The organism is Isoptericola sp. NPDC060185 (assembly GCF_042728595.1).
Classification (GTDB): Bacteria; Actinomycetota; Actinomycetes; order Actinomycetales; family Cellulomonadaceae; genus Isoptericola.
In genome coordinates, this window is sequence record NZ_JBHWYY010000112.1 from 1 (window position 1) to 8,444 (window position 8,444).

Annotated in this window: 7 protein-coding genes; 5 read left to right on the plus strand and 2 right to left on the minus strand. The window is 75.0% G+C overall.

What is annotated here, in order from left to right:
- Positions 1-130: 130 nt before the first annotated feature.
- Positions 131-1,369, plus strand: a complete 1,239-nt coding sequence (locus tag ACFWDO_RS20380; protein ID WP_380325565.1) for a cysteine desulfurase family protein — start codon at positions 131-133, stop codon at positions 1,367-1,369.
- The gene (gene mnmA / locus ACFWDO_RS20385; protein WP_380325568.1) at positions 1,366-2,493 is read left to right on the plus strand and encodes a tRNA 2-thiouridine(34) synthase MnmA; all 1,128 of its coding nucleotides are present in this window, start codon (positions 1,366-1,368) and stop codon (positions 2,491-2,493) included. The genes ACFWDO_RS20380 and mnmA overlap by 4 nt, the downstream gene beginning before the upstream one ends.
- A 6-nt stretch (positions 2,494-2,499) precedes the next feature.
- Here mnmA and ACFWDO_RS20390 read toward each other — a convergent pair whose 3' ends face one another.
- Entirely contained in the window at positions 2,500-3,312 is an 813-nt protein-coding gene (locus ACFWDO_RS20390) for a TrmH family RNA methyltransferase (protein ID WP_380325571.1), read from the minus strand.
- A 33-nt stretch (positions 3,313-3,345) separates the two neighbouring features.
- Positions 3,346-3,828, minus strand: coding sequence for an ester cyclase (locus ACFWDO_RS20395; protein ID WP_380325574.1), 483 nt, complete (start codon positions 3,826-3,828; stop codon positions 3,346-3,348).
- A 161-nt stretch (positions 3,829-3,989) separates the two neighbouring features.
- On the opposite strand from ACFWDO_RS20395, the gene ACFWDO_RS20400 reads away from it, so the two are divergent.
- The 3 genes from ACFWDO_RS20400 (at position 3,990) to ACFWDO_RS20410 (ending at position 8,394) form a co-directional block, all read left to right on the plus strand.
- Positions 3,990-5,039 carry a hypothetical protein gene (locus ACFWDO_RS20400; protein WP_380325577.1) on the plus strand — a complete coding sequence of 350 codons (1,050 nt, stop codon included), beginning with the start codon at positions 3,990-3,992 and terminating at the stop codon, positions 5,037-5,039.
- A 107-nt stretch (positions 5,040-5,146) separates the two neighbouring features.
- Positions 5,147-5,920, plus strand: a complete 774-nt coding sequence (locus ACFWDO_RS20405) for an HAD family hydrolase (protein ID WP_380325580.1) — start codon at positions 5,147-5,149, stop codon at positions 5,918-5,920.
- On the plus strand, positions 5,917-8,394 hold the full coding sequence (locus ACFWDO_RS20410; protein WP_380325584.1) for a glycoside hydrolase family 65 protein: 2,478 nt from the start codon (positions 5,917-5,919) through the stop codon (positions 8,392-8,394). The genes ACFWDO_RS20405 and ACFWDO_RS20410 overlap by 4 nt, the downstream gene beginning before the upstream one ends.
- Positions 8,395-8,444: the final 50 nt, after the last annotated feature.

Genomic DNA, 8,444 nt, shown 5'->3' on the forward strand with positions numbered 1-8,444 from the left:
CTGGTCGGGCCTGGCGGGAGCCGCGAGGAACGAGCGGCGGATGGCGCGCCTCGCGACACGACACCCCCGCCCCGCACCGGAAGCAACCACGAGAAAGAACCACAGCGAGCAGTTCGTAGACTGGGGAACCGTGACCACCCCCGAGGCGCCCGCCGGCGCCTACCTCGACCACGCCGCCACCACCCCCATGTCGCGGGCGGCGCTCGAGGCGTACGTGGCGGAGGCGGGGCACGCGGGCAACGCGAGCTCGCTGCACTCGGCGGGGCGCGGGGCGCGGCGGGCGGTGGAGGAGTCGCGCGAGTCGGTGGCGGCGTCGCTCGGCGCGCGACCCAGCGAGGTGATCTTCACCGCGGGCGGCACGGAGGCGGACAACCTCGCGATCAAGGGGATCTTCTGGGGCCGGCGCCGGCAGGACCCGCGCCGCACGCGGGTGCTGGTGTCCGCCGTCGAGCACCATGCGGTGCTGGACCCGGCGTTCTGGCTGGCGGGGCACGCGGGCGCGGAGATCGTGCTGCTGCCGGTGGACGGCGACGGCCGGCTCGACCTGGCGGCGCTGCGCGCGGAGCTGGCCGAGCACGCCGACGAGGTGGCCCTCGTCTCGGTGATGTGGGCCAACAACGAGGTGGGCACGCTGCAGCCGGTGCGCGACGTGGTGCGGCTGGCGCACCAGCACGGCGTGCCCGTGCACACGGACGCGGTGCAGGCGGTGGGGCAGGTCGAGGTCGACTTCGCGGCGTCGGGCGTGGACGCGCTCACGGTCACGGGCCACAAGCTGGGCGGCCCGCTGGGCGTGGGTGCCCTGCTCGCACGCCGGGACCTGCCGCTGGAGGCGGTGCTGCACGGCGGCGGCCAGGAGCGGGGCGTGCGCTCGGGCACGCTGGACGTGCCCGCGATCCGGTCGTTCGCCGTCGCGCTCGCGGAGGCGGTCGACGGATGGCGGGAGCGCGCGGCGCACCTGGCGGCGCTGCGCGACGCCCTCGTCGCGGGCGTGCGCGCCGCGGACCCCGAGGCGGTGCTGCGCGGGCCGGACCCGGCGTCCGAGCCCGCCGGGCGCCTGCCCGGTAACGCGCACTTCACGTTCCCCGGCGCCGAGGGCGACTCGCTGCTGTACCTGCTGGACTCGGCGGGCGTGCAGGCGTCGACGGGCTCGGCGTGCCAGGCGGGCGTGCCCCAGCCGTCGCACGTGCTGCTCGCGATGGGCGTGCCGGAGCTGGAGGCGCGCGGCGCGCTGCGCTTCACCCTCGGCGCGACGTCGTCCGACGACGACGTGGCGCGGCTCGTCGCCGCCCTGCCCCAGGTGGTGCAGCGGGCGCGCGCGGCCGGTCTGGTGTCGGGCGTGGCCCCGGCGCGGTCGGGGGGTGCGGCGTGAAGGTGCTGGCCGCGATGTCGGGTGGCGTGGACTCGGCCGTCGCCGCGGCGCTCGCCGTGGAGGCGGGGCACGACGTCGTGGGCGTGCACATGGCGCTGAGCCGCAACCGCGACCAGTTCCGCACGGGCTCGCGCGGCTGCTGCTCCATCGAGGACGCCGGCGACGCGCGCCGGGCCGCGGACGTGCTCGGCATCCCCTACTACGTCTGGGACCTCTCGGAGACGTTCGAGCAGACCGTCGTCGCGGACTTCCTGTCGGAGTACGAGGCGGGCCGCACGCCGAACCCGTGCGTGCGCTGCAACGAGCACATCAAGTTCGAGGCCCTGCTCGACAAGGCGACGGCGCTCGGCTTCGACGCCGTCGCGACGGGGCACTACGCGCAGGTCGTGACGCGCGAGGCCCCCGACGGCACCGTGACCCGCGAGCTGCACCGGTCCCCGAACGACGAGAAGGACCAGTCGTACGTGCTGGCCGTGATGGGCCGGGACCGGCTGGCGCGCTCGATGTTCCCCCTCGGCGAGTTCGCCTCCAAGGCCGAGGTGCGCGCGGAGGCGGAGCGGCGCGGCCTGTCGGTGAGCGCCAAGCCCGACTCCTACGACATCTGCTTCGTGGCCGACGGCGACACCCGCGGCTTCCTGCGCGAGCGCCTCGGCTCCCGGCCGGGCGACGTCGTGGACACCGCCGGGAACGTCGTCGGCGAGCACGACGGCGCGTACGCGTTCACGGTGGGCCAGCGCAAGGGCCTCGGCCTCGGGCGCCCCGCCGCCGACGGGCGCGCGCGGTACGTGGTGGACGTGCAGGCGTCGTCCAACACGATCGTCGTGGGCCCGGCCGAGCTGCTCAGCGTGGACCGGATCGAGGCCGGCGCGGCCGTGTGGCTCACGGCCCCCGACGAGCTCGCCGGGTCGGCATGGCTCGACGACGTCGAGGTGCAGGTCCGGGCGCACGGGGCGCCCGTGCCCGCGCGGGTGCGCGCGACGACCGACGCCGACGGCGCTGCGGGGATCGACGTCGAGCTCACCGGGCGTCCGCTGCGGGGCGTCGCCGCCGGGCAGTCGCTGGTCGTGTACCGCGGGACGCGCGTGCTCGGGCAGGGCACCGTCGCCCGCGCCTGGCGGGCCTGACGCGGTCTATCCCCGCGCGAGACGCTGCCGGTGCGCCTCGTAGAGCACGATCGACGCGGCGTTGGACGCGTTGAGGGAGCTCGCGGAGCCGGCCATCGGGATGGCGACCGTGACGTCGGCCGCCTCGCGCCAGCCCTTCGACAGGCCGACGGTCTCGTTGCCGACGGCCAGGAGCACCGGGCCGGTGAGGTCGACGTCGGCGGGCGCGGCGTCGCCGTCCTCGTCGGTCGCGACGACGGTGACAGGGGTGCCCGCGGCGCGCTGCGCGCCCACCCAGTCGAGGACCTCGTGGTGGGACGCCGCGCGCACCACGGGCAGGGCGAAGAGCGAGCCGGTGGACGCGCGCACCGACTTCGGGTCGTACGGGTCGGCCGCGTGCCCGGTCACGACGAGCCCGTCGGCGCCGAACGCGTCCGCGGACCGCACGACCGCGCCGACGTTGCCCGGCTGCGTGGGGCGGTCGAAGACCACGCCGAGGAACGACGGCCCCACGGGGACCCGGCCCAGGTCGTCGGCGGGCATGGCGACGACGGCGAGCAGCTCGGAGGCGCCGGCGTCCTTCTCGGAGAGCTCGGCGAGCAGCTCGGGCGACATCGCGATCGTCTCCGCGCCCGTGGCCTGGAGCATGTCCTTGGCCCACGACGAGAGCCGGCGGTCGGTCTCGTGCAGCAGGGTGCGCACCTGCCAGCCGTGCTCGACGGCCATGGTGATGGGCCGCACGCCCTGCACCAGGAACTCGCCGGCGCGGCCGCGCTTGGTGCGGTTGGTGAGCAACGTCTGGAGCTGCTGGAAACGGGCGTTGCGCACGGTGATCCGCATGGCGGCAAGTCTCCCACGGCGGTGCCCGGGCGATCACCGCCGCAGCTCGTGCTCCCACCACACCTGGTCGCGGGTGACCCAGTGCTCCACCTCGAGCCCGTCGGTCACGCGCACGAGGTGCATCTCCCGCACCGTGAAGCGCCGGTGCGACGGCGGCACCCCGAGGAAGAACCCGGCGTGCAGCGCGCTGAACGCGACGTGCAGGGCCACGAGCTCGCCCTCGCAGAGGGCGTGCAGCACCTCGACGCGCTGCTCGTCGAACGCGTCGTGGAACCACTGCATCGTGGCGACCAGGGCGTCGGGGCCGCCCGTGCAGCCCGGCAGCACGTCGTGGTTGCGGAAGCCGGGCGCGAGCTGGCGGCGCAGCACCGCCTCGGCGCCGGACGGCATGGCGTTCGCGTGCACGCGGGTGGCGACGGCGCGGGCGGCGGACGGCAGGTGGGCCGGGAGCGTCGCGGGCTGCGCGGTGACCGGGGCCGCGGGTGACGCGGGCGCCTGGTCGAGGATCACGGACATCGGGACTCCTTCGTCCGGCCGGTACGGTGCTCCCGGTGAGCGCCGTCGACGGCCGCTCCTATTCTTCGAGAGCAGCGAGCCGCCGCGACGTGACGCGGCGGAGGAGGTGACGTGGTGGTGAAACCTTCGACGACCCGCAGGACGACCCGGGGCGGGGACCGGTGACCGCCGTCTCCGGGCACGGCCCGTGGCCGGGCGGCGCGCGCGACGAGCTCGTCGCGCAGCAGACCGTCCTCGACGACCTGGCCTCCCTGCCGACCGGCGTCGAACCGCTGCCGTTCCTCACCCAGCTCACCGGGCGCGGCCCGGGCGCGGACCCGGTGGGCCGCACGGCCGCGATGCTCGCGGAGATGCCGGTGGAGCTCGGCCCGCACGGCTGGAAGCTCGCCGACCACCCGGGCGCCGACCTGCGCCGCGCCGACGCGCTGCTGCGCGAGGACCTGTCCGCGCTCGCCGTCGCCGCCGTCGGGCACGACGGACCCCTCGCCGTCGAGCTGGTGGGCCCGTGGACCCTCGCCGCGGAGCTCTGGTCGGCGCGCGGCGACCGCGTGCTCGCCGACGTCGGGGCGCGGCGCGACCTGTCCCTCGCCCTGGCGGAGGCGGTGCGCACCCACCTCGCCGGTGTGCGCGCCCAGGTGCCGGGGGCGACGCCGGTCGTGCAGCTCACCGAGCCGCTGCTCGGCCAGGTGCACGCGGGGGTGCTGCCGAGCTTCTCGGGCTACTCGCGGCTGCGCGCGGTGCCCGGACCCGACGTCGTGGAGGGCCTGCGGCCGGTGATCGAGGCGGCGCACGACGCCGGGGCGCGGGTCGTCGTGCACCTCGGCGGCACGTGGGTGGGGGTGCCGCCCGCCGCGCTCGCCGGGGCGGACGCCGTCGGGCTGGCCCTCGGGGATCTCGGCGGCGCGGGGGACGCCCCGGGCTGGAACGAGCGCGCCTGGGAGCTGCTCGCCCGCGCCACCGAGCGCGGGGTCGGGCTGTGGGCGGGGCTCCCGCCCGCCACGGTCTCGCAGTGCTCCGGGCCGCAGCTCGGCGAGCTGGTGCGCCTGGTGGCCGAGCCGTGGCGGCGCGTGGGGCTGCCGGCGACGGGCCTCGCGGACGTCACGCTGCTCGCCGCGCCCCGTCGTCGGCTCGAGGGCGCCGACACCCATCGCGCCGAGCTGGCGAACCTCGGCCGGGTGGCGGAGGCGCTCGCGGAGCGCGCCGCGGGATGAGCCCGCCGCGCTCCCGAAACTGCGTAGGCTGAACCACGGCGTCGGGCCCACGGGTGCGGTGCCCCGCGACCTGCCCCCGACCTGCCCCCGACCTGCGAAGGACGCCCGTGACCAGCCTCCGAGCCGTGCTGTTCGACCTCGACGGCGTGCTCACCCCGACCGCCGAGGTGCACATGCGGGCGTGGGAGCGCCTGTTCGCGCCGTACTGCCAGGAGCGCGCCCTCGCGCCGTACACGTCCGCGGACTACTTCGCGCACATCGACGGCAAGCCCCGGTACGACGGCGTGGCCGCGTTCCTCGCCTCGCGCGGCGTCGAGCTGCCGCGCGGCACGGCGGACGACGCACCCGGCGAGGACACGGTGAGCGCGCTCGGCAACCGCAAGGACGCCATCGTCAACCGCATGTTCGCCGAGGAGGGCATCGCGCCCTACCCGGGCTCGGTGCGCTTCCTCGACGCCGTGACGGCGGCGGGGGCGCAGGTGGCCGTGGTCTCGTCGTCGCGCAACACCCCCGCGGTGCTCGCCGCGGCGGGGCTCGCGGACCGGTTCGACGTCGTCGTGGACGGCAACGTCGCGGCCCGCGAGCAGCTGGCCGGCAAGCCCGCCCCCGACACGTACCTGCGCGCCGCCGAGCTCCTCGGCGTGCCGGCGGAGCAGTCCGTCGTCGTGGAGGACGCGCTGTCCGGCGTGCAGGCCGGGGCCGCGGGCCCGTTCGGCCTCGTGCTGGGCGTCGACCGGGGCGTGGGCGCGCAGGCGCTCGCCGCGCACGGCGCGGACCGGGTGGTCGCCGACCTCGGCGAGCTGGACGCGTCGATCCTCGACGCGCCCGCCGACCGTGACGACGAGAACGACGAGCGCACGCAGCAGGGGGACCAGGCATGATCAAGCGCACCGCCGACGAGCAGCGTTCCGTGGACCGGATGCGCTTCCCGGCCGAGCCGTGGCGGCTCGTCGAGGCCGAGTTCTCCGCCGAGGACCTCGGGGTCACCGAGTCCCTGTTCGCGGTGGCGAACGGCTACCTCGGGATGCGCGGCAACGTCGAGGAGGGGCGCGAGTCCCACGCCCACGGCACGTTCGTCAACGGGTTCCACGAGACGTGGCCGATCCACCACGCCGAGGAGGCGTACGGCTTCGCCAAGGTGGGCCAGACGATCGTCAACGCCCCGGACACCAAGGTGATCCGGCTGTACGTCGACGACGAGCCGCTGCTCCTGCCCGTGGCGGACCTCATCGACTACGAGCGCGCCCTCGACCTGCGCGACGGCGTGCTGCGGCGCGAGATCCTGTGGCGCACCCCGTCGGGCAAGCGGGTCAAGGTCAGCTCCGAGCGCATGGTGTCGTTCGTCGAACGGCACCTGGCCGTGATGACGTTCGAGGTCACCCTGCTCGACGCCGACGCCCCGGTCGCGATCTCCTCGCAGATCCTCAACCGCCAGGACGGGCAGGACGAGTACCACGTGCCGGCCGCGTCCCTCGGCGAGGGCTTCGACCCGCGCAAGGCGGAGGCGTTCGCAGGCCGAGTGCTGCAGCCGCAGACCCGGTGGGGCGACGACGAGCGCCTGGTCCTGTCCTACCGGTGCTCCAACTCGGGCATGACCCTCGCCGTCGCCGCCGACCACCGTCTCGAGACCGCGGACGAGTGGGACGTGCGCACGCAGGTGGACGACGACCTCGCCAAGCACGTGTTCCGCGTGGACGCGAAGGCGGGCCACCCGATCCGCCTCACCAAGGTGGTCACCTACCACACGTCCCGCGGCGTGCCCACGCGCGAGCTCGTCGACCGCTGCCGCCGCACCCTCGACCGGGTGCGCGCGGGCGGCGTCCAGGCGCAGCTCGACCACCAGCGGCAGTGGCTGGACGACTTCTGGACCCGGTCCGACGTCGAGATCCCCGGGAAGCCGGAGATCCAGCAGGCGGTGCGCTGGAACATCTTCCAGCTCGCGCAGGCCACGGCGCGTGCGGAGGGCTCGGGCGTCCCGGCGAAGGGGCTGACGGGCAGCGGCTACGGCGGCCACTACTTCTGGGACACGGAGGTCTACGTCCTCCCGTTCCTCACCTACACGAGCCCGCGGTACGCCCGCAACGCGCTGCGCTTCCGCTACCAGATGCTCGACGCCGCCCGCCGCCGCGCGCACGAGCTGTCGCAGAAGGGCGCCCTGTTCCCGTGGCGCACCATCAACGGCGAGGAGGCGTCCGCCTACTACGCGGCGGGCACGGCGCAGTACCACATCGACGCCGACATCAGCTTCGCGCTGGTGCAGTACGTGCGTGCCACGGGCGACACGGACTTCATGCGCCGCGAGGGGGTCGACGTCCTCGTCGAGACCGCCCGCATGTGGGAGGACCTCGGCTTCTGGCGCGCGAACGGCGACGACAACTTCCACATCCACGGCGTCACCGGCCCGGACGAGTACACGACCGTCGTCAACGACAACCTCTTCACCAACGTCATGGCGCGGTTCAACCTGCGCGCCGCGGCGTACGTCGTGGAGCGGATCCACGAGGAGTACCCGGAGGACTACGCGCGCCTCGCCGACCGGCTCTCGCTCGGCGTCCACGAGACCACCGAGTGGCGCCGCGCCGCCGACCACATGTCTATCCCGTACGCCGAGAGCATCGGCATCCACCCGCAGGACTCGCACTTCCTCGAGCGGGAGATCTGGGACCTCGCGGCGACGCCGGTCACCAAGCGGCCGCTCCTGCTGCACTACCACCCGCTGGTCATCTACCGGTACCAGGTGCTCAAGCAGGCGGACGTCGTGCTGGCGCTCTTCCTGCAGGGGCAGCACTTCACGCCGGAGGAGAAGCTCGCCGACTTCGAGTACTACGACCCGCTGACCACGGGGGACTCGACGCTGTCGGGCGTCGTGCAGTCGATCGTCGCGGCCGAGGTCGGCTACCACGAGCTCGCGCTGGAGTACTTCGTCTCCTCGCTGCTCGTGGACCTGGCGAACCTGCACGACAACGCGTCGGACGGCGTGCACGTCGCGTCGGCGGGCGGCACCTGGTCGGCGCTGGCCTTCGGGTTCGGCGGCATGCGCGACCACGACGGCGTCCTGACCTTCGACCCGCGCCTGCCGCAGGGCTGGGACGAGCTGACGTTCCGCGTGATGTGGCACGGCTCGCGGCTGCGCGTCACCGTGCGCACCGAGGAGCTCGAGCTCACGGCCGAGACGGGCGAGGGCGCGGAGGTCTCCGTGCGGGGCGAGCGGGTGAAGGCCTCCCCGGGCGAGCCCGTGCGCGTCCCGCTCGACGGGCAGGGCCCCGTGCGCCCGGGCCGCCCGAGCCTGCGCGCGCTGTCCGGCAACCGCCGCGACGACGGCACCCTCATCACCGCGACGGTGCCCCACTCCTGACCGAGTGTTGTGAGCGGGCGTTTGGCCCCGTCTCGGACACGAGACGGGGC